We start from the raw sequence: 23,490 nt of genomic DNA on the forward strand, positions 1-23,490 counted from the left end.
CAAACTGCACAACAGACCGTTAAAGAACATGACAGGCACTCCGTTTCAGTAGATGCGCCGATCATAGGCCCGGCCGGGAAATCTGGCCGGTAGATTGTTTCGATGAGTGTCATAGCCTGAAAGTTGTATACAATTTTTGACTCAAGTCATAGGAACTTGCGAAGATTTCAGGCAGTCTTTCCATCATTCGTGTTTTTGTTAACCCTGCCTTGGAGATTCACCATGTTTTCCAAAGTTGTTGCGGTATCCCTGCTGGCGCTGGCCAGCAGCCAATTGATGGCTGCCGAGTGCAAAACCACCGTTGACTCCACCGACCAGATGTCCTTCAACACCCAGTCGATCGTGATCGACAAGAGCTGCAAGACCTTCACCGTCGAACTGACCCACTCCGGCAGCCTGCCGAAGAACGTCATGGGCCATAACCTGGTGGTCAGCAAAACCGCTGACATGCAGCCGATCGCTACCGACGGCCTGGCCGCTGGCATCGACAAGAACTACCTGAAAGACGGCGACGAGCGCGTTATCGCTCACACCAAGATCATCGGTGCCGGCGAGAAAGACTCGCTGACCATCGACGTATCGAAGCTGACCGCTGGCACTGACTACGGCTTCTTCTGCTCGTTCCCGGGCCACATCTCGATGATGAAAGGCACGATCACTGTTAAGTAATCAACGCCACCGCGTCATCGTTCTTCGCGAGCAAGCCCGCTCCCACAGGGTTTGTGTCGGTCACACATTTTGTGAACAGCCGGGACACTGTGGGAGCGGGCTTGCCCGCGAAGAGGCCATCAGCATCGACAGGTGAACTGGCCAAAGAAAAGCCCGCCGAGGATCGCTCCTCGGCGGGCTTTTTCATTCGGTCGCCGATCAAGGCGCAAACGGCATGACCCGTTTGTGATGGGTCTTGTTGTAGGTGTTGACGATGATGTCGAACGCTTCCTGACGCACCGGCTCGCCGTGCAGGAAGGCGTCGATCTCGGCGTAGGTCACGCCGTGGGACGCTTCGTCCGGTTTGCCCGGCGACAGGTCTTCCAGATCCGCTGTCGGTACCTTTTCCACCAGCGATTCCGGCGCGCCGAAGCTGCGGGCAATCGCCCGGACCTGGTTTTTCACCAGACCGCTGAGCGGGGCCAGGTCGCAGGCGCCGTCGCCGAACTTGGTGAAGAAGCCCATCACCGCTTCCGCCGCGTGGTCGGTACCGATCACCAGCCCGTGGGCCGCGCCGGCGATGGTGTACTGGGCGACCATGCGCATCCGCGCCTTGGTGTTGCCGAGCACGAAATCCACCGACACCGCGTGTTTGCCTTCGAACGCCGCCACTTCACTGGCCAGCGACTTCACCGCCGGGCCAATGTTGACCGTGTGGCGCTCGTCCGGGGCGATGAAGTCCACCGACGCCTGGGCGTCGTGTTCATCGAACTGGGTTTCGTACGGCAGGCGCACGGCAATGAACTTGTAGGCGTGGTCGCCAGTGCGCTCGCGCAGCTCACGCATGGCGCGTTGGGCCAAGAGACCGGCGGTCAGCGAGTCGACGCCGCCGCTGATGCCCAGCACCAGGGTCTTGAGGCCGGAATTGACCAGGCAATCCTGGATAAAGGTGATGCGTCGGGCGACTTCCGCTTCGAGGGCCTGATGCCCGGCGAATGGCGGTTGCACCTTGAGCTGTTCAGCAATCTCACGCTGTACGGCTTGCATGAATTCACTCCTTGCTAGATAGGCTGGAAACGGCAGGAACCTGGAACACATGTCGCAAATAGGCGACGAAATTCGGATCTTTACAGTGAGTCTTGCCGGGCTCGTCGGAGATCTTCGCCACCGGCTGGCCGTTGCAGGCGGTCATTTTAAGCACGATGCTCATCGGTTCGACACCCGGAATGTCACAGGTCAGGTTGGTACCGATGCCAAAGCTGACGTTGATCCGCCCGTGCAGCGCGCGGAAGATCTCCAGCGACTTGGGCAGGGTCAGGCTGTCGGAGAACACCAGAGTCTTGCTCATCGGGTCGATGCCGAGCTTGTGGTAGTGGGCGATGCATTTTTCGCCCCACTGCACCGGATCCCCGGAGTCGTGGCGCAAACCATCGAAGAGCTTGGCAAAGAACAGGTCGAAGTCGCCGAGGAAGGCGTCGGTGGTGATGCAATCGGTGAGCGCAATCCCGAGCAAACCTCGGTACTCGCGCACCCAGCAGTCGAGCGCGGCGATCTGGCTGTCGATCAAGCGTGGGCCGAGTTGCTGGTGGGCCATGATCCATTCATGGGCCATGGTGCCCAGCGGTTTCATGTCCAGTTCGCGGGACAAGTGCACGTTGCTGGTGCCGACGAAGCGCCCGGGGAAATCGTGCTTGAGCACATTCACCACTTCTTCCTGCACGCGATACGAAAAACGCCGACGGGTGCCGAAATCGGCGACCTGCAATTGCGCCAGTTCGTCGGCCGAGGCGTTGGCGCTGAGCCAGTCGAACTTGCGATACAGCTGCTCACGCGCCTGCACCAGTTCGATTTCGCGGTAGCGATAGCGGTTGCGCACTTCGCTGACGATCGCCAGCAGCGGCACTTCGTAAAGGATCACATGCAGCCACGGGCCGCGCAGACGAATGAACAACTCGCCGTTCTCGATGCCGGTGTGGAGGTAGCGCAGGTTGAAGCGGAACAGTCCGAGAAAGCGCAGGAAATCCGGCTTGAGGAAGGTGATGCGCTCGAGAAAACTCAACTGGTCGGCGCTCAGGCTCAGCTCGGCCAAACGCTCGATCTGGTAGCGAATCTCGGCCAGATACGGCCGCAGATCCTCGCTGTTACGGCAACGAAACTCCCATTCGACTTCGACGTTGGGGTAGTTGTGCAGCACCGCCTGCATCATCGTCAGTTTGTAGAAGTCGGTGTCGAGCAGGTTCTGCACGATGCGATCGGCAAACACACTCTCGCTCATAAACGGGGTCTCCAGGTGCACCACGCAATGCGTGGGATCAATCAATGACGCTAGTGGCGCATATCAGCGGTGGGGATTGCCAGCAATTTTTGGCCTGTAGCGGATTTTGCTTAATGTAGGAGCTGCCGAAGGCTGCGATCTTTTGATCCTGAAAAACAAGATCAAAAGATCGCAGCCTTCGGCAGCACCTACAGGAGAATCAGTGGTCGTCGGGGCTATCGATCTGCTCCAGCATCCACTTCACAAAATCGCGCACCTTCGGCACTTCCGCCGCATGTTCCGGGTAGGCCAGGTAATAGGCGTCGGAGCTGGGCATTGCATGCTGCCAGGGAATGACCAGTTTGCCGTCGGCCAATTCCTCTTCCACCAGAAACCGTGGCAGCAGCGCTACGCCGCAGCCGACCTGGGCGGCGCGGATGCACATATAAAAGGTTTCGAAACGCGGCCCGTGGTAGCTGTGTTCGGTGTGGTAACCCTGACTGTCGAACCAGTCGTGCCAGGCCTGTGGACGCGAGGCGTTTTGCAGCAGCACCAGATCGGTCAGTTGCGTCGGATCGGTGAATGGCTGATCCGGCAGGCTGCCGGGCGCGCAGACCGGCACCAGCTCTTCGCCGAACAGCTTCAGGCATTCGGTGCCGGGGCGCGAACCCTGGCCGAAATAGAACGCCAGATCGCTGCGCCCCTGCAGCAGATCATCCGCCTCCTGCTCGTTGCACAGGTCGAGATGGATCGACGGGTGGCGCAGACGCCAGCCTTTCAGACGCGGAACCAGCCAGCGCGCGCCGAAGGTCGAGGGTGTGGAGACGCGCAGGACTTCGGTCTCGCCGCCGTAGGAACGCAGGTAATGCGTGGACATTTCCACCTGAGTGAGGATTTTTCGGACTTCCACCAGGTACAAATCCCCGGCCGGAGTCATCTGCAAACGCCGACGCACTCGGCGGAACAACAAGTGCTGCAACAATTCCTCAAGCTGCGCGACCTGTTTGCTGACGGCGCTCTGGGTCAGGTTCAGTTCTTCGGCGGCCCGGGTGAAGCTCAGGTGCCGGGTCACGGCCTCGAAGCACTGCAGCGCGGTGATCGACGGCAGGTGGCGTTTGTTCAGCATGGGTGGTCCTTTTTCTTGTCTTTCTATGCGCAGCATGAATAAACGGAATGATATCTCGCGTAAAGGTCGTTTGTTGCCTTGCCTTCGGGAAGCTACAACTAAAGGCCTGCCCGGTCGTGAACATTCGGCCGCACATATTCAGTTTTTCGCTTGAGGAGTGACCCATGGTTGCCGCATTGCTTGATCGTCTTGGTGTGAACCCGGCCCTGTACCAGAACGGCAAAGTGCCGGTGCATTCGCCCATCGACGGCAGCCGCATCGCCGCCGTGAACTGGGAAGGCCCGGCCGAAGTCGAGCAGCACATCAGTCGCGCAGATCATGCGTTCGAGCAGTGGCGCAAGGTGCCGGCCCCGCGTCGCGGCGAGCTGGTGCGTCAGTTCGGCGAGGTGCTGCGCGAATACAAGGCTGACCTCGGCGAACTGGTGTCGTGGGAAGCGGGCAAGATCACCCAGGAAGGCCTCGGTGAAGTGCAGGAGATGATCGACATCTGCGACTTCGCCGTCGGCCTGTCGCGTCAACTGTACGGCTTGACCATCGCCTCCGAGCGCCCGGGCCACCACATGCGTGAAACCTGGCATCCGCTGGGCGTGGTCGGCGTGATCAGTGCGTTCAACTTCCCCGTCGCGGTGTGGGCGTGGAACACCACGCTGGCGCTGGTCTGCGGCAACCCGGTGGTGTGGAAACCGTCGGAGAAAACCCCGCTGACCACACTGGCCTGCCAGGCATTGTTCGACCGTGTGGTGAAGAACTTCACCGATGCGCCGGCGCACTTGTGCCAGGTGATCATCGGTGGCCGTGACGCTGGCGAAGCACTGGTGGATGATCCGCGCGTGGCGCTGATCAGCNGCGCCACCGGCAGCACCCGCATGGGCCGCGAAGTGGCGCCGAAAGTCGCCGCGCGTTTCGCTCGCAGCATTCTTGAACTGGGCGGCAACAACGCGATGATCCTCGGTCCGAGCGCCGATCTGGACATGGCTGTACGCGCCATTCTGTTCAGTGCGGTCGGCACCGCCGGTCAGCGTTGCACCACCCTGCGTCGCTTGATTGCCCATGAGTCGGTGAAGGAAGAAATCGTCACCCGCCTCAAAGCCGCGTACGCCAAAGTGCGCATCGGCCATCCGCTGGAAGGCAATCTGGTCGGCCCGCTGATCGACAAACACAGCTTCGAAAACATGCAGGACGCGCTGGAGCAGGCACTGAGCGAGGGCGGGCGGGTATTCGGCGGCAAGCGTCAGCTCGAAGAACAGTTCCCCAACGCCTACTACGTGTCGCCGGCCATCGTGGAAATGCCGGAGCAGAGTGACGTGGTCTGCAGCGAAACCTTCGCCCCGATCCTCTACGTGGTCGGCTACCGCGACTTCCAGGAAGCGCTACGCCTGAACAACGCGGTGCCGCAAGGCCTGTCGTCGTGCATCTTCACCACCGACGTGCGCGAGGCCGAGCAGTTCATGTCGGCAGTCGGCAGTGACTGCGGCATCGCCAACGTCAACATCGGCCCGAGCGGCGCGGAAATCGGCGGCGCATTCGGTGGCGAGAAAGAGACCGGTGGTGGTCGTGAGTCGGGTTCCGACGCCTGGCGCGCGTACATGCGTCGGCAGACCAATACCGTGAACTACTCGCTGGAGTTGCCGCTGGCGCAGGGCATTACCTTCGACTGAGTTTGGAATGACGCAGATCCTGGGAGCGGGCTTTTGTGGAGAGGGGATTTATCCCCGATGGGCTGCGCAGCGGCCCCAAAACATGCAATCGCGGAGTTTCAGATACACCGCATGCACTGGTTTTACGGTTGCTATGCAACCGATCGGGGATAAATCCCCTCGCCACAGGGCTTTATCCCACAGGATCAGCAGTGTGTTTGGCAGGTTTCTGTTGGAGTCTGGCAATGCCGTTACGCGAAGAATGTCTGTGGGAAAAACTCACGCCGCAGCGCCCGGATAACACCGCGCTGCGGGGCGAGGTCAAAGTCGATGTCTGCGTGATCGGCGCCGGGTTTACCGGGTTGTCGGCGGCGCTGCATCTGTTGGAAAAAGGCAAAAGCGTCTGCGTGTTGGAAGCGCATCGCGCAGGTCACGGCGGCTCCGGGCGCAACGTCGGGCTGGTCAACGCCGGCATGTGGATCCCGCCGGACGAGATCGAGGCCGGGTTCGGCGAAGCGGTCGGCAGTCAGCTCAACCGCATGCTCGGGGCGGCACCGGCGCTGGTGTTCAGCCTTGTGGATAAATACCACATCGATTGCCAGTTGCGCCGCGAAGGCACCCTGCACATGGCGCACAACGCCAAGGGCGAGGCGGATCTGCGCAGTCGCGAGCAACAATGGAAGCGTCGCGGGGCGCCCGTCGAGTTGCTCACCGGCAAGGCCTGCGAGCAAGCCACCGGCACGCAAAAGATCGCTGCCGCGCTGCTCGACCGCCGCGCCGGCACGCTCAACCCGATGGCCTATGTCACCGGACTGGCCAACGCGGTGAAAGGGCTGGGCGGGCAGATGTTCGATCACTCGCCAGTGACCCGTCTCGAGCGCGTGGGCCAGCAATGGTCAGTGCAGACCGAGCACGGTTCGGTACTCGCCGAGCAAGTGGTGATCGCCTCCAACGCCTACACCGAGGGCGACTGGACCGAACTCAAGCGCAACTTTTTCCCCGGTTACTACTATCAGGTCGCCTCAGTACCGCTGACCGAAGACGCCGCCCATGACATTCTCCCCGGCGGGCAGGGCTCGTGGGACACGCGGCAGGTGCTGAGCAGTATCCGTCGCGACAAGGACGGCCGGTTGTTGCTCGGCAGTCTGGGCAACGGCAACCAGAAACCGACGTGGTTCCTCAAGGCCTGGGCCGACCGGGTGCAGCAGCATTACTTCCCCAACCTGAAACCGGTGGAGTGGGAGTGCACCTGGACCGGGCGCATTGCCTTTACCCCCGATCACCTGATGCGGCTGTTCGAGCCGGCGCCGGGACTGGTGGCCGTCACCGGTTACAACGGTCGTGGCGTAACCACTGGCACTGTGGTCGGCAAAGCCTTCGCCGACTATCTGTGTAACGGAAATCCTCAAGCCTTGCCGATCCCCTTCGCACCGATGCAGCCCCTGGCCGGTGTCGGCCTGCGCAGTTGCCTGTACGAGGCCGGGTTCTCGCTGTATCACGCGGGCCAGTGCCTGCGCATCGTCATCTGAGTGTTGAAATATGTTGCGTAACACGGCGCTTTTCGGCGTAGCGACTAGCCTGTAATGGTGCGGGTTGTAGCAGTCCCGCACCAGCAGTGTGCAGTTCGGTGACGCGAGCTGTTACAGGCTGGTTGCACGTCGTTTGGTGCCGCGGTTGCAATGATGGCGCAAGCGGGTTGCGCCTGAGATTTAAAAAGGTTTCACCTTCCGCGGTTTAGACGGTTGCACGCCCAATGAAAATGGGAACGAAACAGTCGAAATAACAAGAAAGCAGCGACTTTTTGAAGAATAAAAAACCGATGGCACGGCGCTTGCTCAGAGCATTCAGTGAAGTGAAGTCGCAGTGCCAACTAAAAAAAACCTTGGAGCACCACCTCATGTCCCAGACGTTTTACAAGAAAGGCTTTCTGGCCCTCGCAGTGGCTACTGCGTTGGGTGTTTCTGCGTTTGCTCAAGCTGATGTGAAAATCGGTGTAGCGGGTCCAATGACTGGCGCCAACGCGGCATTTGGTGAGCAGTACATGAAGGGTGCACAGGCGGCGGCGGACGCGGTCAACGCGGCGGGTGGCGTCAACGGCGAGAAAATCGTACTGGTCAAGGGCGATGACGCCTGCGAGCCGAAACAGGCAGTGACAGTCGCCAAGGATCTGGTCAACCAGAAGGTAGCCGGCGTGGTCGGTCACTTCTGCTCCTCTTCCACCATTCCCGCCTCGGAAATCTACGACGAAGCCGGCGTTATCGCGATCACCCCGGGTTCCACCAACCCGCAAGTGACCGAGCGCGGCCTGAGCGCCATGTTCCGTATGTGCGGGCGTGATGACCAGCAAGGCATCGTCGCGGGCGATTACATTGTCGATGTGCTCAAGGGCAAGAAAGTCGCCGTGCTGCACGACAAGGACACCTACGGTCAGGGCCTGGCCGATGCGACCAAGGCTCAACTGGAAAAGCGTGGCGTGAAGCCGGTGCTGTATGAAGGCCTGACTCGTGGCGAGAAAGACTTCAGCGCCGTGGTCACCAAGATCCGTGCGGCCGGTGCCGACGTGGTCTACTTCGGCGGCCTGCACCCGGAAGCCGGGCCGCTGGTCAAGCAACTGCGCACCGAAGGCCTGAAAGACGTGAAGTTCATGTCTGATGACGGCATCGTCACCGACGAACTGGTGACCACCGCCGGTGGCCCGCAATACGTTGACGGCGTGCTGATGACCTTCGGCGCCGACCCACGTCTGCTGCCAGACAGCAAGACCGTGGTCGATGCGTTCCGCAAGGCTGGCACCGAACCCGAAGGCTACACCCTGTACGCGTACGCGTCGGTTCAGACCCTGGCGGCCGCCTTCAACGGCGCCAAATCCAACAGTGGCGAAAAAGCCGCCGAATGGCTCAAGGCCAACCCGGTGAAAACCGTGATGGGTGAGAAAGCCTGGGACAAGAAAGGCGACCTTAAAGTGTCCGACTACGTGGTTTACCAGTGGGACGCGAGTGGCAAATACCATCAGCTGGAAAAACAGAAGTAAGGGCTGACGCGATCAGCTTGATCCCCACCAATACCTGTGGGAGCGGGCTTGCCCGCGATGGCGTCAGGTCAGTCGACACACAGGTTGGCTGATCCGCCGCTATCGCTGGCAAGCCAGCTCCCACAGAAGATCGGTGGGTCTGGGCTCATCGCGCTCTGACATTGCTCCGACGTAAATCTGTATTTTTCCTAGAAGAACCGCCCGCCCCGGCGGGCAGGTTCTCATTGCGTGAGATTGCGTTATGGATGGTATTTTCCTGCAGCAACTGGTCAACGGCCTGACCCTCGGGTCGGTCTATGGCCTGATCGCCATCGGCTACACAATGGTCTACGGCATCATCGGCATGATCAACTTCGCCCACGGCGAGGTTTACATGATTTCCGCTTACCTGGCGGCAATCAGTCTGGCTCTGCTGGCTTACTTCGGTATCGAATCCTTCCCGCTGTTGATGCTCGGCACGCTGGTGTTCACCATCGTCGTCACTGGCGTCTATGGCTGGGTAATCGAACGCGTCGCCTACAAACCTCTGCGCAACTCCACCCGACTGGCACCGCTGATCAGCGCCATCGGCATCTCCCTGATCCTGCAGAACTATGCCCAGATCAGCCAGGGCGCCCGCCAACAGGGTGTTCCAACGCTGCTCACCGGTGCCTGGCGCATTGACGTCGGCAGCGGTTTCGTCCAGCTGACCTACACCAAGATTTTCATTCTGGTGGCCGCGTTCGTCGGCATGGGCCTGCTGACCTACGTGATCAAGTACACCAAGCTCGGCCGCATGTGCCGCGCCACCCAGCAAGACCGCAAGATGGCCTCGATCCTGGGGATCAACACCGACCGGGTGATTTCCTACGTGTTCATCATCGGTGCAGCGATGGCAGCTCTGGCCGGCGTGCTGATCACCATGAACTACGGCACGTTCGACTTCTACGCAGGCTTCGTCATCGGCATCAAGGCGTTCACCGCCGCCGTGCTCGGCGGGATCGGCTCACTGCCCGGCGCGATGCTCGGCGGGATCATTCTCGGGATCTCCGAGTCGCTGTTCTCGGGCCTGGTCAACTCCGACTACAAAGACGTGTTCAGCTTCTCGCTGCTCGTACTTGTTCTGGTCTTCCGGCCTCAGGGCCTGTTGGGCCGTCCTCTTGTGTCGAAGGTGTAAGCGATGTCTTCAACCACTCAAAAAAACATCGATATCAAAAAAAGCCTGGTTGAGGCGATTCTGGCCGGCCTTATTGCCTTGATCGTGTTCGGCCCGATTGTCGGTGTCGTGCTCGACGGCTACAGCTTCAACCTCGAACCAACCCGCGTGGCGTGGATCATCGGCATTGTCATGATCGGCCGCTTTGCCTTGAGCCTGTTTCTGCAGACGCCCAAGGGCCTGAAGATCCTCGACGGATTCGAGAGCACCGGTTCCGGTGTACATGTGCTGCCTGCCGATCACAAATCACGCCTGCGCTGGATCATTCCACTGCTGATTGTGCTGGCGGTGATTGTGCCGTTTGTCTCCAACTCGTACCTGCTGGGCGTGGTCATCCTCGGGCTGATCTACGTGCTGCTGGGGCTGGGGCTGAACATCGTGGTTGGCCTCGCCGGTCTGCTCGACCTCGGTTACGTGGCGTTCTACGCCATCGGTGCCTACGGTCTGGCGCTCGGTTATCAATACCTCGGGCTGGGCTTCTGGACTGTGCTGCCGCTGGCGGCGATCACCGCGGGTCTGGCCGGCTGCATCCTCGGTTTTCCGGTGCTGCGTCTGCACGGTGACTATCTGGCCATCGTGACCCTGGGCTTCGGTGAAATCATCCGCCTGATCCTCAACAACTGGCTGTCGCTGACCGGCGGGCCGAACGGCATGCCGGCGCCCTTGCCGACGTTCTTCGGCCTGGAATTCGGCAAGCGGGCCAAGGATGGCGGGGTACCGTTCCATGAGTTTTTCGGCATCGCCTACAACCCGGACGTGAAGTATTACTTCATCTATACGGTGTTGTTCCTGGTGGTGCTGGCCGTGCTGTACATCAAGCATCGTCTGGTGAAAATGCCGGTGGGCCGCGCCTGGGAAGCCTTGCGCGAAGATGAAATCGCCTGCCGCTCGATGGGCCTGAACCACGTACTGGTCAAGCTCTCGGCGTTCACCATCGGTGCGTCGACCGCAGGTCTGGCCGGGGTGTTCTTCGCCACCTATCAAGGCTTCGTCAACCCGACCTCGTTCACCTTCTTCGAATCGGCGCTGATCCTCGCCATCGTCGTGCTCGGCGGCATGGGCTCGACCATCGGCGTAGTGATCGCAGCGTTCGTGCTGACGGTTGCTCCGGAACTGCTGCGCGGCTTCGCGGAATATCGCGTGCTGCTGTTCGGCATCCTGATGGTGTTGATGATGATCTGGCGACCTCGAGGGCTGATCCGCATCAGCCGTACCGGGGTCACTCCACGCAAAGGTGCCATTCACTATGAGAGGACTGCGCCATGAGTGAAGTCGTACTCTCTGTGGAAAAACTGATGATGCACTTCGGTGGCATCAAGGCCTTGAGCGATGTCAGCCTCAAGGTCAAACGCAACTCGATTTTTGCCCTGATCGGGCCGAACGGTGCCGGCAAGACCACGGTATTCAACTGCCTGACCGGGTTCTACAAGGCCTCCGGCGGCAAGATCGAACTCAACGTGCGCGGCAAGCAGACCAACGTCATCCAATTGCTGGGCGAGTCGTTCAAACCGACCGACTTCGTCTCGCCGAAAAGCTTCCTCAGTCGCCTGTATTACAAGATGTTTGGTGGCACGCATCTGGTGAACCGCGCCGGTCTGGCCCGGACCTTCCAGAACATTCGCCTGTTCAAGGAAATGTCGGTGCTGGAAAACCTGCTGGTGGCGCAGCACATGTGGGTCAACCGCAACATGCTCGCCGGCATCCTCAACACCAAGGGCTACCGCAAAGCGGAAAGCGATGCGCTGGACTGCGCGTTCTACTGGCTCGAAGTGGTCGATCTGGTGGACTGCGCCAACCGCCTGGCCGGTGAGCTGTCCTACGGTCAGCAACGTCGTCTGGAGATCGCCCGGGCCATGTGCACGCGGCCGCAGATCATCTGCCTCGACGAACCGGCCGCCGGCCTCAACCCTCAGGAAACCGAAGCGCTGAGCGCGATGATCCGGCTGCTGCGCGACGAGCATGATCTGACCGTGGTGCTGATCGAACACGACATGGGCATGGTCATGAGCATTTCCGACCACATCGTGGTGCTGGATCACGGCGTGGTCATCGCCGAGGGTGGACCCGATGCGATTCGCAACGATCCAAAAGTGATTGCCGCCTACCTGGGCGCCGACGAAGAGGAACTGGTATGAGCAAACCGATCCTCGAACTCAAAGGCCTGGACGTGTTCTATGGCCCGATCCAGGCCCTCAAAGGCGTGTCGCTTGAGATCAACGAAGGCGAGACGGTCAGCCTGATCGGCTCCAACGGCGCGGGCAAATCGACGCTGCTGATGTCGATCTTCGGCCAGCCACGGGCGGCGGGCGGACAGATCCTCTATCAAGGCATCGACATCACCCACAAGTCCTCGCACTACATCGCCTCCAACGGCATCGCGCAGTCGCCGGAAGGGCGGCGGGTGTTCCCCGACATGACCGTCGAGGAAAACCTGCTGATGGGCACCATCCCGATTGGCGACAAGTACGCCAAAGAGGACATGCAGCGCATGTTCGAGCTGTTCCCGCGGCTCGAAGAGCGCCGCACTCAGCGGGCGATGACCATGTCCGGCGGCGAACAGCAAATGCTCGCCATTGCCCGCGCCTTGATGAGTCGGCCGAAGCTGTTGTTGCTTGATGAACCGAGCCTGGGCCTGGCGCCGATCGTGGTGAAACAGATCTTCGCCACCCTGCGTGAACTGGCGAAAACCGGCATGACCATTTTCCTCGTCGAGCAGAACGCCAACCATGCGTTGAAGCTGTCGGACCGGGCGTATGTGATGGTCAATGGCGAGATTCGCCTGACCGGTACCGGTAAAGAGCTGCTGGTGAACGAGGAGGTGCGTAACGCTTATCTGGGCGGGCACTGACCCAACCGTTGTCATGCACAGCCCCGGCGACGCGAGTCCCGGGGCTTTTACATCTCAAACCACCACAACCCCTGTAGGAGCTGCCGAAGGCTGCGATCTTTTGATNTCAAAACAACATCAAAAGATCGCAGCCTTCGGCAGCTCCTACATGGAATCAAGCCAGGACATCAAGCACATTCTGAAATTGTGGAAAACAAATTCCCATCGCTGTCAAAGCGCGACATATAGACGCTGCAAATGGCTGTTTTTCCACAGTTTTGACTTGTCCCCGTTTGCTGTGGAGCTGGCTGTGAATAACGTGGGAGTAGCTGGCTGAAGCCCTTGTGTGACGTGGCTTGCAGGCGGGTGATCGCTTTTTGATCAGGCGTTTTTGCGGGAGCCGAAGACGCTGTTGTCAACCTTTTTCTGGGCCGCGCAGTAGAGGCAATTCCATGTGAACAAGCCTGTGGATAAGTCTGTGACTAAACTCTGGAAAGACCGCGCTGAGGGCCGTAATTACTGGCCTCGCGCAATCACCGCACTGACCGGCCGGTCGTGCAAAATGCCATCTCCGGCACAACCGCGGCTTCAGGGTCAAGCAAAAAACTTTCTATTTTCCGCGCAAAGCCTTGTGTGGCGCGGCTTTGCGCGTTTCTACTTGCCCCCGGAAACTGTGGAAGGGACTGTGGATAACGTGCGTGCACATGGCTACAGGCCACGGCAGGTATGGCGTAGCGACGGTTGATCAAAATTTGATCGGAATATGTCCCGGTGCGGGTGTTGCTCGTAAATGCCGGGCCGGGCATGCTGGCTGCTGATTTTCTATTCCAATGGCTGCGCTGGCGGCCGACGCAAGGAGAACACGATGTCCAACACCCTGTTTATTACCGGCGCAACCTCCGGTTTTGGTGAAGCCTGTGCCCGTCGATTTGCCGAGGCTGGCTGGAAACTGGTGTTGACCGGTCGTCGTGCAGAGCGTCTGAATGCCCTGTGCGCCGAACTGTCGGAGCAGACTGAAGTGCATGGCCTGGTACTTGATGTACGTGACCGCAAGGCGATGGAAGAGGCAATTGCCAATCTGCCGCCGTCGTTCGCCAAGCTGCGTGGCCTGATCAACAACGCCGGGCTGGCGCTGGGCGTCGATCCGGCACCCAAATGCGACCTCGACGACTGGGACACCATGGTCGACACCAACGTCAAAGGCCTGATGTACAGCACTCGCCTGCTGTTGCCACGGTTGATCGCTCACGGCCGTGGCGCCGGCATCGTCAACCTCGGCTCCATCGCCGGTAACTATCCGTACCCGGGCAGCCACGTGTATGGCGCGACCAAGGCGTTCGTCAAGCAATTCTCGCTGAACCTGCGCTGCGACCTGCAGGGCACCGGCGTGCGCGTCAGCAACATCGAGCCGGGCCTGTGCGAAAGCGAGTTCTCGCTGGTGCGTTTTGCCGGTGACCAGGAACGCTACAACGCCACCTACGCCGGGGCCGAGCCGATCCAGCCGCAGGACATCGCCGAAACGATTTTCTGGGTGCTCAACGCGCCAGCACACATCAACATCAACAGCCTGGAGCTGATGCCGGTGAGCCAGACCTGGGCCGGGTTCGCCATCGAGCGTAACAAGGCGTAAGACCGCATAATGGCCATCGCTGGCTTGCCAGCGATGAGGCCGTAACAGGCAAAACATGGCGGTAAGGTAAACTCATCTCCGACAAACCCCACCGCACCCCGCGGTTCAAAGGTTTTTAGAGGAGGCTACGTGAGTAACCGAGGTGAGCAGTCGTTGCTCAAACAATCGACCATCCTGATGTTCGCGGTGTCGATTGCCGGGATCGTCACCGGTTTTGTTTCAGGTTCGCAATCCATCCTTTTCGATGGTTTTTTCTCGCTGATCGCAACGTTCATCAAAGTACTGATGTTGATCACCGCCAGGTTGATCGCCAAAGAAAGCAATCATCGCTTCCAGTTCGGTTTCTGGCATCTGGAGCCGATGGTGCTGCTGATCGAAGGCAGTTTCCTGCTGTTGATCGCTATCTATGCGTTTCTCAACGGTGTGTTCGGCATCATCAACGGCGGCCGCGACATCGAGCTGGGCTTGGTGATCATTTATGCGGCGGTGTTCACCGTCGTCGAGTTCGCCTACTTCTTCTACGTGCGTCGGCGCAATCGCAAACTCAAGTCCAGCCTGATCCAGTTCGACAACATCAGCTGGCTGGTGGACGCGATGCTCTCGGTCGGCCTGTTGATCAGTTTTCTCGTGGCGCTGCTGCTCAAGGCCCAGGGCTTTGAGGCGTGGGCGAAATTTGTCGACCCGCTGATCCTGATCGTGCTGGCGCTGACCATGTTGCCGCCGGCGTTCAAGATCCTCGGCCCGGCGCTGCGCGATGTGCTGGGTATTGCCCCGGATACGCTGGATGATCAGGTGCGTCAGGTCATGGAGGCGGCGAAGGTCGAACACGGTTTCGACGATTACGTGACCTACGTGCAGAAGCACGGACGGGCGCGGTTCATCGAGATTCATGTGGTGTTGCCGGCGAATTACCGGTTGCACAGCGTTGGGCAACTGGATGCGTTGCGGGAGGAGATTTCGGCGCAGTTGGGCGAGCCGGATGCGGCGCGCTGGTTGACCATCAGCTTCACGGGCGACAAGAAGTGGATTGCGTGATGTAACCCCCCATTTAGGCTGACAACACATTTGTGGCGAGGGGATTTAGCGAAACGTCGCACCGCCCCGATGGGCTGCGCAGCGGCCCTGCTGTTTTAGGGGCGCTTCGCGCCGTCGGGGATAAATCCCCTCACCACAGTAATCCCTTTGCAACAGCAATCCCATTTTTCATGAGATCAGCGCAGGTATTCAGCCAATCCGCTATAGCACGTCGCCAAGTGATAAGGCGTGGTCGATGGCATGTCCTTGCGGCTGACCTCACCCAGTTCATCCCGGCACTCATGCCACCCGCCCGCATGCAGAAACCGTTGCTGCAGCGCCTGCAACTGGCGCAGTACCGCGGCTTCGCTGTCCGGACGCAAGGTCAGGGCGCGCAAATATTCTGCCTGTGCCCAGATGCGTTGGGTCGAATCTTTCGGGCGACCATCCCGTTGCAGATCGAGCATTGCCCGCACTGCGCCTGAAGTTTGTTCAACGCCGAATTGTTCGGTGAAAGCGAATGCCCGGTCCAGCGCCGCGTGCAGTTTCGAGCCGCGCAGCAGTGATGACGACTCCAGCAGGAAATACCATTCGAACTGATGCCCCGGCTCGTACCAGTTATCCACAGCGCCCAGCGGTTTCTCCATCAGCACGCCGTGCTGCGGATCGACGAAGTGTTGCTGCATGCCTGTGCATAATTCGACGAGCGCGTGCTGCGTTGCCGCATCCTCGCGCACGGCGAGGGTGGCGAGGAACGCTTCGGCCAGGTGCATCAGCGGGTTTTGCAGCGGACCGCTTTGCAGGTTGCTCCAGTCGCGGTCCAGGCACGCTTCGTACAAGCCATCGCCAGTGGCGAAGCGCTGGGCGATCACTTCCAGTGCAGCGTTGAGCGTGGATTCCACCAACGGCTCGCGGGACTTGGCCCAGTAATGGGCGCAGGCGAACAGGATGAAGGCGTGGGTGTAGAGGTCTTTGCGCTGATCCAGCGGCTGGCCTTGCGCGTCGATGCTGTAGAACCAGCCGCCGTGCTCGGCATCATGGAAGTGCCGTTGCAGCGAGCGGAACAGCGCGGCGGCGCGCACCTCGGCGTTATCCACAACCCCGATCCGGCTGGAAAACAGGTACAGCTGCCGTGCGCAGGCCATCGCCCGGTAGCGTTGCGGTGGCAAGGGTTGGTGCGCCGCGTCGAGTGCCTCGTAAGGCAGCGCCATGTCGGCGTTCCAGCCCGGGCCTTGCCAGAGCGGCACGATCACGTTCAGAAAGTGCTGTTGCACGTCGCTGAACAGGGCGGTCAATTCGGGCAGGGAGGTGGAGCGGCAAGCATGGGGCATTGGCGGACGTCGTCACGGCTGGGGCGATTGCGCGACATGGTAGCAGAGCGGCGGGCCTTAGAGACGCGGAGTCTGTCAGTCCGCCTTCGCGAGCAAGCCCGCTCCCATAATTGAATCGGATTCGCAGCTTGATTCTGTAGGAGCTGCCGCAGGCTGCGATCTTTTGATCTGGCTTTTAACAATCAAAGTCAAAAGATCGCAGCCTGCGGCAGCTCCTACAGGAGAGTGCAGTCCAATTGTGGGGGCGATAAAGATCAGCCGGCCAGCAACCAGGCGCCAGTCACCGCCGAAGCAGCACCTGCCACTCGCACCAACGGCGCAGCAGCCTGCGGCAGAACACGAACCACGGCATAACCCGCCGCATGCAGCGCCGCCGTCGCCGCGACAAAACCGGCGGCATACGCCCAAGGACTGCTCATGTCCGGCAGTTCCAGGCCATGCGCCACACCGTGGAACAGCGCAAACAGCGCCGTTGCCGCCACCGCCATCACCAGCGGTGGACGCACCGCCAGTGCCACTGCCAGACCCAGCGCCAGCACCGAAGCGGCGATCCCGCTTTCCAGCGCCGGCAACTCCAGCCCTTCAAAACCGAGCATGCCGCCGATCAGCATGGTGCCGACAAACGTGCACGGTAGCGCCCAGCGCGCCGCGCCTTGTTGCTGCGCCGCCCACAGGCCGACCGCAATCATCGCCAGCAAGTGGTCGAGGCCGCCGATCGGGTGGCTGATACCGGCGACCAGCCCACTGTCGCCGTGGCCCGGGTGGGCGAAGGCGAGGGCCGGGGTCAGCAGCAGCGCCACGGCGCCGAGAATGCGTTTGAGTGTCATGGAGAAGCTTCCTTGTTGGTCAATGAATCAGGCGGCGTTCAGCAGGCCTTGGCGTTCGATGAAGGCAATGATGTCTTCCAGGCCCTGGCCGGTTTTCTGGTTGCTGAAGACGAACGGCTTGCCGTTACGCATGCGCTGGGTGTCGCTGTTCATCATTTCCAGCGACGCGCCGACCAGCGGCGCCAGATCGATCTTGTTGATCACCAGCAGATCGGACTTGCAGATCCCCGGCCCGCCCTTGCGCGGCAGCTTGTCGCCGGCAGAGACGTCGATCACGTAAATGGTCAGGTCTGACAGCTCCGGGCTGAAGGTTGCCGACAGGTTGTCACCACCGGATTCGACCAGAATCAGGTCCAGCCCCGGAAAGCGTCGGTTCAGTTGATCGACGGCTTCGAGGTTGATCGAGGCGTCCTCGCGGATTGCCGTGTGCGGGCAGCCGCCGGTTTCCACGCCGATGATGCGTTCCGGTGCCAGTGCTTCGTTGCGCACCAGAAAGTCGGCGTCTTCGCGGGTGTAGATGTCGTTGGTGACGACGGCCAGGTTGTAGCGATCACGCAGCGCCAGACACAGGGCCAGGGTCAATGCGGTTTTGCCGGAACCGACCGGGCCGCCGATGCCGACGCGCAGGGGTTGTGTGTTCATGGTTTGTTCTCCTAAGAGCGAAACAGTCGGCTGTACTGGCGCTCATGCGCCATGCACGCCAGGGACAGGCCGAACGCGGCGCTGCCGATGTGTTCGGGATTAATGCGGGTGGCGTCCTGCTGCGCTTGTTGCAGCAGCGGCAGCAGTTCGCTGGTCAGGCGCTGGGCGGCTTGCTGGCCCAGCGGCAGGGTTTTCATCAATACCGCGAGCTGGTTTTCCAGCCAGCTCCATAGCCACGCGGCGAGCGCATCCTGTGGGCTGATTTGCCAGGCACGGGCGGCGAGTGCCCAGCCGAGGGCCAGATGCGGTTCCGCGCATTGCTCAAGAAAGCGGCGGGCCGGCGCGTCGAGTTCCGGCAGACCGTTGAGCAACTGCTGCAGCGAGTAACCCATCTGCCGACTCTCCAGATGCAACTCGCGGGTCTCGCGGCTGGCGCGGTGGGTTTCGCAGAGATGCAGCAACTCGGGCCAGTTTTCCTCGGCCGCAGCCTGACAATGGGCGAGCAGCAGCGGCGCTTCGAAACGGGCGAGGTTGAGCAGCAGTTGATCGCTGATCCAGCGCCGGGCGCTGTCCGGGTTGTTCACGCGGCCGTTATCCACCGCCATTTCCAGGCCTTGCGAATAGCTGTAGCCGCCAATCGGCAGTTGCGGACTGGCCAGGCGCAGCAGCGCCCAGGCCGGATTCACAGGCGAACGCCGAACTGATGGAGTTTGGGCGCGTAATTGAAATCTTCGTCGCCATGCCGCGAATGGTGATGGCCGCCGCCGTAGGCACCGTGCTCCGGCTGGAACGGCGCTTCAATCGCTTCGACCTGCGCGCCGAGCTGTTCGAGCATGGCCTTGAGCACGTAATCATCGAGCAGACGCAGCCAGCCATCGCCGACTTGCAGAGCGACGTGGCGGTTGCCCAGGTGATAGGCGGCGCGGGTCAGTTCAAAGGCATTGGCGCAGGTGACGTGCAGCAGTTGCTCGGGGCGGGCGCAGACGCGAACGATGCGGCCGTCTTCGGCCTGCAGGCATTCGCCGTCGTATAACGGCGCCTGACCACGCTCCAGAAACAGCCCGACGTCTTCGCCATCGGCACTGAAACAGCGCAGACGGCTTTTGCTCCGCGCTTCGAAGGTCAGGTGCAACTCGGCGGACCAGACAGGTTGAGGGTCGATTCTGCGATGAATCACCAGCATCGGAAAGCTTCCAGCAGTGGACTGTAGAGAGGGCTAGAGCAAGGGGCTTGCCAACCGTGCGAGATGTAGGAAATCCCTGTCGGAGCGTAGAGGATGTTTCAAGATGTTGCAGAATTTTGGAAGATTTTGGTGCGTGAAGATTTTTACATGCACCAATTTGTGGCCAATAAAAAAGATCGCAGCCTTCGGCAGCTCCTACAGGGGGTTGGTGTAGGAGCTGCCGAAGGCTGCGATCTTTTGATCTTTACTCGGTGCTGCCCAGCCCTTGCCAGTGCTTGAGGCCGATAAAGATGAAGCGCAATTGCTGGGTGATCTTCGCCTGGGGTGTCAAATGTTCCGGCAGGGCCTCGGCAGGCGGGTCGATGATGTCCGGCAGGGTGGCGAACACCGATTTGACGATCAGGTCGGCTATCACGCTCAGGCCGGCTGCATCCAGATGTTGCAACTTGGGCATCAGCGTCAGGTCGGCGGCGAGGTCGGCGCTGATGTTCTCGCGCAGACGACCGATCGCCTGACGCACCGGCAGCGAGCCGCCGTACTGTTCGCGGGCGAGAAACAGAAATTGCGAGCGGTTGGCGCTGACCACGTCGAGGAAGATCCGCACCGACGCATCGATAATGCCGCCCATGACGAATTCGTTGTGGCGCACCAGGCGGATGGTCTCGCGGAAGGTCTGGCCGACTTCACTGACCAGCACCAGCCCCAGCTCGTCCATGTCGGCAAAATGCCGATAGAAACCGGTGGGCACGATGCCGGCGGTCTTGGTTACTTCGCGCAGGCTCAGGCTGCCGAATCCTCGGCCGCTTTCCATCAAATGGCGGGCAGCGTCCATCAGGGCATTGCGGGTCTGTTGTTTCTGTTCGGCGCGGGGCAGCATCGCAAAGGCGTTTTCTTGAGCGGGACAAGCGCCGCACTCTAGCAAATCGGCTTTGCTGGCGTCGAACGGCAGGGGGAATGTCAGCGGTAAAAAAGGGTTTTGCAGATTGCCAGTGCTGAAAAAGTCAAAAGCCCAATCCGGTGATTGGGCTTTTTTTCCAGGCCGCCATGGGCTTAGCTCAAAGCGCTGTTGCGTTCGATCACACGGTCACCACCACCTTCGGCAACGGCTTGGCCCAGTGGGGTTTTGTCGAAACCGTCTTCGGCAAGGGTCTGGCCCTGTGGGGTGCGGTCACCACCACCTTCAGCGAGGGTCTGGCCTTGTGGAGTGCGGTCGCTGCCATCGGAAGCCAGGGTCTGACCTTGTGGAGTCTTGTCATAGCCGTCTTGCACCAGACCTTTCTCTTCCAGACGATCACGGCCACCTTCTGCTACAGCTTGGCCTTGTGGCGTCTTGTCGTAGCCATCTTGTACCAGGCCTTTTTCTTCCAGACGATTACGGCCGTTTTCAGCCAGGGTCTGGCCTTGTGGTGTGCGGTCGCCGCCATCAGCAGCCACAGTCTGGCTGAACACCGAGTGGCTGGATTTCACTTGTGGGGTAGCCTGATCGGCAGCGGGCAGGGCGAAAGCAGTGCTGGCTAGCATCGACAGGGTAAGGCTGAGCAGTAATTGGCGTTTCATGATGGGTTGCTCCTTGGGAGGGCGATAAAGTGGGTACGAAGCCAATGCTACTCTCGATAAGTCGATATAAAAGTTCATAAACGCAATGGTAATAATCAACAGAATTGATTGTTCTGCCGAGGCGCTCTAGCTCGGGCGTTTGCGGGCGGCGGTTTTGCACCGCAGTGGGTATTTTCGACTCACTCGCGCCTCGCAAATGTGCGGGTGGCGGTAACGCTGTTCGACCAATCGGTCAGCATTCGGGCGATTTTTTGCCACGGAATCTATATTCCGATTAAACCTGCGCACTGTTTGCCAGTCGTAGAATTCATGAGGGCCGCTTTGGCCCGCCGTTTCAGCTGTGCGTCGCGAAGTCGGCGTGCGGTCGTCATCAGGAGTTTTGTGCATGACGCGCACCGGGAAAATCTTCAGTTGGACCTTCGCCATCCTCGTACTGCTGCTGGCGGTACTCGTTCTGATCATCGTGTTCTTCGATTGGAACCGGATCAAACCGCCGCTCAACGCCAAAGTTTCGGAAGAACTGCATCGACCGTTTGCCATCAATGGCAACCTCGCGGTGATCTGGCAGCGTGAGCCGGACGAGGGCGGCTGGCGGGCCTGGGTGCCGTGGCCGCACGTGGTGGCTGAAGACCTGACGCTGGGTAATCCGGACTGGTCGAAGCAGCCGCAGATGGTCACGCTCAAACGCGTGGAGCTGCGCATCTCGCCGCTGGCCCTGCTGGCGCAACGGGTGACGATCCCGCGGATCGACCTGACCGAACCCAATGCGCAACTGCAACGCTTGGCCGATGGGCGCGCCAACTGGACCTTCAAGTTCGACCCGAAAGACCCGAACGCCGAACCGTCGAACTGGGTGGTGGACATCGGCGCCATCGGTTTCGACAAGGGCCATGTCACGCTGGACGACCAGACGCTGAAGACCAATCTCGACGTGGTGATCGACCCGCTGGGCAAACCGATTCCGTTCAGCGAAATCGTCGGTGACAAAGCCGCGAAAACGGCCCAGGACAAAGGCACCGCGCCGCAGGACTATGCGTTCGCGCTGAAGGTCAAAGGCCAGTACCACGGCCAGAATCTCACCGGCCAGGGCAAAATCGGCGGGTTGCTGGCGTTGCAGGACGCGAACAAACCGTTCCCGCTGCAGGCCCAGGCGAAGATCGGCGCCACCAGCCTCGAACTCGCCGGCACGTTGACCGACCCGCTCAACCTCGGTGCTCTCGATCTGCGGCTGAAACTGGCCGGTGCCAGCCTCGGCAACCTCTATCCGCTAACCGGCGTGACCCTGCCGGACACGCCGCCGTACTCCACCGACGGCCATCTGATTGCCAAATTGCATGACGCCGCCGGGGCGAAATTCACCTACGAGCAATTCAACGGCAAGATCGGCGGCAGTGACATTCATGGCGATCTGACCTACGTCGCCAGTCAGCCTCGGCCAAAACTCAGTGGCGCGCTGCTGTCCAATCAACTGCTGTTCGCCGACCTCGCGCCGCTGATCGGCGCCGACTCGAATGACAAGCAAAAGGCCCGCGGCGGCGAGAGCAAGCAGCCGACCGACAAAGTGCTGCCGGTTGAAGAGTTCAAGACCGACCGCTGGCGCGCGATGGATGCCGACGTCGAGTTCACCGGCAAACGCATCGTGCACAGCGAAAAACTGCCCTTCACCGACCTTTATACCCACCTGAAACTCAACGACGGCGAGCTCAGCCTGGAACCGCTGCGCTTCGGCGTGGCCGGCGGCAATCTGGACGCGCAGATCCGCCTCAACGGTCGCGCCGAACCGCTGGAAGGGCGGGCCAAACTGACCGCGCGCGGGTTCAAACTCAAGCAGTTGTTCCCGACCTTCGAACCGATGAAAACCAGTTTCGGTGAGCTCAATGGCGACGCCGATATCAGCGGCCGCGGCAATTCGGTGGCCAAGCTGCTCGGCGGCGCCAATGGCCAGTTGAAGATGCTGATCAACGACGGCGCGATCAGCCGTGAGCTGATGGAATTGGCAGGGCTCAACGTCGGCAACTACGTGGTCGGCAAGATCTTTGGCGACAAGGAAGTGAAGATCAACTGCGCGGCGGCGGACTTCGACATCAAGACGGGTCTGGCGACCACTCGGCTGTTTGTGTTCGATACCGAGAACGCGATCATCTACATCGACGGCACGGCGAACATGGCCACCGAGCAACTGGACCTGACCGTGACCCCGGAATCCAAGGGCTGGCGTCTGATTTCGCTGCGTTCACCGCTGTACGTGCGCGGCAAGTTCATCAAGCCGGACGCCGGGGTCAAGGCTGTACCGTTGATGCTGCGCGGGGCGGGAATGGTTGCACTGGGCGTGATCGCTGCACCAGCGGCGGGGCTGCTGGCGCTGGTGGCGCCGAGTGGCGGGGAGCCGAATCAGTGTGCGCCTCTGCTTGAGCAGATGAAGGCGGGCAAGGCGCCCGTGACCGTCAAGCCAACCAAGTAAGGCAAGAGCAAAAGATCGCAGCCTGCGGCAGCTCCTACAGTGGAATGTAGGAGCTGCCGCAGTCTGCGATCTTTTTGTTTCTGTAGCGTCCCCTTCGCGAGCAGGCTCGCTCCCACATTTGAAATGG

At 60.5% G+C, this 23,490-nt stretch carries 21 protein-coding genes; 11 read left to right on the forward strand and 10 right to left on the reverse strand.

Annotated features, from left to right (window positions below):
- Nucleotides 1–222: 222 nt before the first annotated feature.
- Nucleotides 223–669 carry an azurin gene (gene azu, locus ACTJKS_RS08600; protein WP_108181521.1) on the forward strand — a complete coding sequence of 149 codons (447 nt, stop codon included), beginning with the start codon at nt 223–225 and terminating at the stop codon, nt 667–669.
- 198 nt (nt 670–867) lie between these two features.
- Here azu and nadE read toward each other — a convergent pair whose 3' ends face one another.
- From nadE to ACTJKS_RS08615, 3 genes are all read right to left on the reverse strand, one after another.
- Nucleotides 868–1,695, reverse strand: a complete 828-nt coding sequence (nadE, locus tag ACTJKS_RS08605) for an ammonia-dependent NAD(+) synthetase (protein WP_262947761.1) — start codon at nt 1,693–1,695, stop codon at nt 868–870.
- A gap of 4 nt (nt 1,696–1,699) precedes the next feature.
- A complete protein-coding gene (gene pncB / locus ACTJKS_RS08610) occupies nt 1,700–2,923 on the reverse strand; it encodes a nicotinate phosphoribosyltransferase (protein ID WP_041065644.1) in 1,224 nt (407 codons plus the stop codon).
- Nucleotides 2,924–3,122: 199 nt separating this feature from the next.
- Nucleotides 3,123–4,028 carry a LysR family transcriptional regulator gene (locus ACTJKS_RS08615; RefSeq protein WP_041065642.1) on the reverse strand — a complete coding sequence of 302 codons (906 nt, stop codon included), beginning with the start codon at nt 4,026–4,028 and terminating at the stop codon, nt 3,123–3,125.
- Nucleotides 4,029–4,192: 164 nt separating this feature from the next.
- Between ACTJKS_RS08615 and amaB the strand changes: the two genes are divergently transcribed.
- From amaB to ACTJKS_RS08660, 9 genes are all read left to right on the forward strand, one after another.
- Nucleotides 4,193–5,686 (forward strand): L-piperidine-6-carboxylate dehydrogenase, encoded by a 1,494-nt coding sequence (amaB, locus tag ACTJKS_RS08620; protein ID WP_440828817.1) that lies wholly within the window; start codon nt 4,193–4,195, stop codon nt 5,684–5,686.
- A gap of 224 nt (nt 5,687–5,910) precedes the next feature.
- Nucleotides 5,911–7,194, forward strand: coding sequence for an L-pipecolate oxidase (gene amaA / locus ACTJKS_RS08625; protein ID WP_108181524.1), 1,284 nt, complete (start codon nt 5,911–5,913; stop codon nt 7,192–7,194).
- A gap of 368 nt (nt 7,195–7,562) precedes the next feature.
- Nucleotides 7,563–8,696, forward strand: a complete 1,134-nt coding sequence (locus ACTJKS_RS08630; RefSeq protein ID WP_041065631.1) for an ABC transporter substrate-binding protein — start codon at nt 7,563–7,565, stop codon at nt 8,694–8,696.
- Nucleotides 8,697–8,937: 241 nt separating this feature from the next.
- A complete protein-coding gene (locus ACTJKS_RS08635; protein ID WP_027613532.1) occupies nt 8,938–9,852 on the forward strand; it encodes an ABC transporter permease subunit in 915 nt (304 codons plus the stop codon).
- Nucleotides 9,853–9,855: 3 nt separating this feature from the next.
- On the forward strand, nt 9,856–11,157 hold the full coding sequence (gene livM / locus ACTJKS_RS08640; RefSeq protein WP_041065627.1) for a high-affinity branched-chain amino acid ABC transporter permease LivM: 1,302 nt from the start codon (nt 9,856–9,858) through the stop codon (nt 11,155–11,157).
- The gene (locus tag ACTJKS_RS08645) at nt 11,154–12,026 is read left to right on the forward strand and encodes an ABC transporter ATP-binding protein (RefSeq protein WP_041065624.1); all 873 of its coding nucleotides are present in this window, start codon (nt 11,154–11,156) and stop codon (nt 12,024–12,026) included. Before livM ends, ACTJKS_RS08645 begins: the two co-directional genes overlap by 4 nt.
- A complete protein-coding gene (locus ACTJKS_RS08650; protein WP_108181526.1) occupies nt 12,023–12,739 on the forward strand; it encodes an ABC transporter ATP-binding protein in 717 nt (238 codons plus the stop codon). The genes ACTJKS_RS08645 and ACTJKS_RS08650 overlap by 4 nt, the downstream gene beginning before the upstream one ends.
- An 844-nt stretch (nt 12,740–13,583) precedes the next feature.
- Complete coding sequence (locus ACTJKS_RS08655; protein ID WP_047291000.1) at nt 13,584–14,348, forward strand: SDR family oxidoreductase; 765 nt, start codon at nt 13,584–13,586, stop codon at nt 14,346–14,348.
- Nucleotides 14,349–14,477: 129 nt separating this feature from the next.
- Entirely contained in the window at nt 14,478–15,383 is a 906-nt protein-coding gene (locus tag ACTJKS_RS08660; protein WP_086794257.1) for a cation diffusion facilitator family transporter, read from the forward strand.
- A gap of 176 nt (nt 15,384–15,559) precedes the next feature.
- Here ACTJKS_RS08660 and ACTJKS_RS08665 read toward each other — a convergent pair whose 3' ends face one another.
- From ACTJKS_RS08665 to ACTJKS_RS08695, 7 genes are all read right to left on the reverse strand, one after another.
- Nucleotides 15,560–16,693: an AGE family epimerase/isomerase gene (locus ACTJKS_RS08665; RefSeq protein ID WP_108181527.1), complete on the reverse strand. Its 1,134-nt coding sequence runs from the start codon at nt 16,691–16,693 to the stop codon at nt 15,560–15,562.
- 254 nt (nt 16,694–16,947) lie between these two features.
- On the reverse strand, nt 16,948–17,520 hold the full coding sequence (locus tag ACTJKS_RS08670; RefSeq protein WP_047291003.1) for a HupE/UreJ family protein: 573 nt from the start codon (nt 17,518–17,520) through the stop codon (nt 16,948–16,950).
- Between the two features lie 27 nt (nt 17,521–17,547).
- Nucleotides 17,548–18,162 (reverse strand): urease accessory protein UreG, encoded by a 615-nt coding sequence (gene ureG / locus ACTJKS_RS08675; RefSeq protein WP_041065601.1) that lies wholly within the window; start codon nt 18,160–18,162, stop codon nt 17,548–17,550.
- An 11-nt stretch (nt 18,163–18,173) separates the two neighbouring features.
- Nucleotides 18,174–18,848: an urease accessory protein UreF gene (locus ACTJKS_RS08680; protein WP_103368038.1), complete on the reverse strand. Its 675-nt coding sequence runs from the start codon at nt 18,846–18,848 to the stop codon at nt 18,174–18,176.
- Nucleotides 18,845–19,345 (reverse strand): urease accessory protein UreE, encoded by a 501-nt coding sequence (gene ureE / locus ACTJKS_RS08685; RefSeq protein ID WP_003221180.1) that lies wholly within the window; start codon nt 19,343–19,345, stop codon nt 18,845–18,847. Before ureE ends, ACTJKS_RS08680 begins: the two co-directional genes overlap by 4 nt.
- A 244-nt stretch (nt 19,346–19,589) precedes the next feature.
- Nucleotides 19,590–20,222, reverse strand: a complete 633-nt coding sequence (locus tag ACTJKS_RS08690) for a TetR family transcriptional regulator (RefSeq protein ID WP_007966952.1) — start codon at nt 20,220–20,222, stop codon at nt 19,590–19,592.
- A 173-nt stretch (nt 20,223–20,395) separates the two neighbouring features.
- On the reverse strand, nt 20,396–20,902 hold the full coding sequence (locus ACTJKS_RS08695) for a hypothetical protein (protein WP_041065594.1): 507 nt from the start codon (nt 20,900–20,902) through the stop codon (nt 20,396–20,398).
- A gap of 385 nt (nt 20,903–21,287) precedes the next feature.
- Here ACTJKS_RS08695 and ACTJKS_RS08700 point away from each other — a divergent pair, with 385 nt between their 5' ends.
- The gene (locus ACTJKS_RS08700) at nt 21,288–23,363 is read left to right on the forward strand and encodes an AsmA family protein (protein WP_108181528.1); all 2,076 of its coding nucleotides are present in this window, start codon (nt 21,288–21,290) and stop codon (nt 23,361–23,363) included.
- Nucleotides 23,364–23,490 lie beyond the last annotated feature (127 nt).

Origin of the sequence: Pseudomonas sp. 22189 (genome assembly GCF_052045635.1) — a bacterium.
Taxonomy (GTDB): Bacteria; Pseudomonadota; Gammaproteobacteria; order Pseudomonadales; family Pseudomonadaceae; genus Aquipseudomonas; species Aquipseudomonas parakoreensis.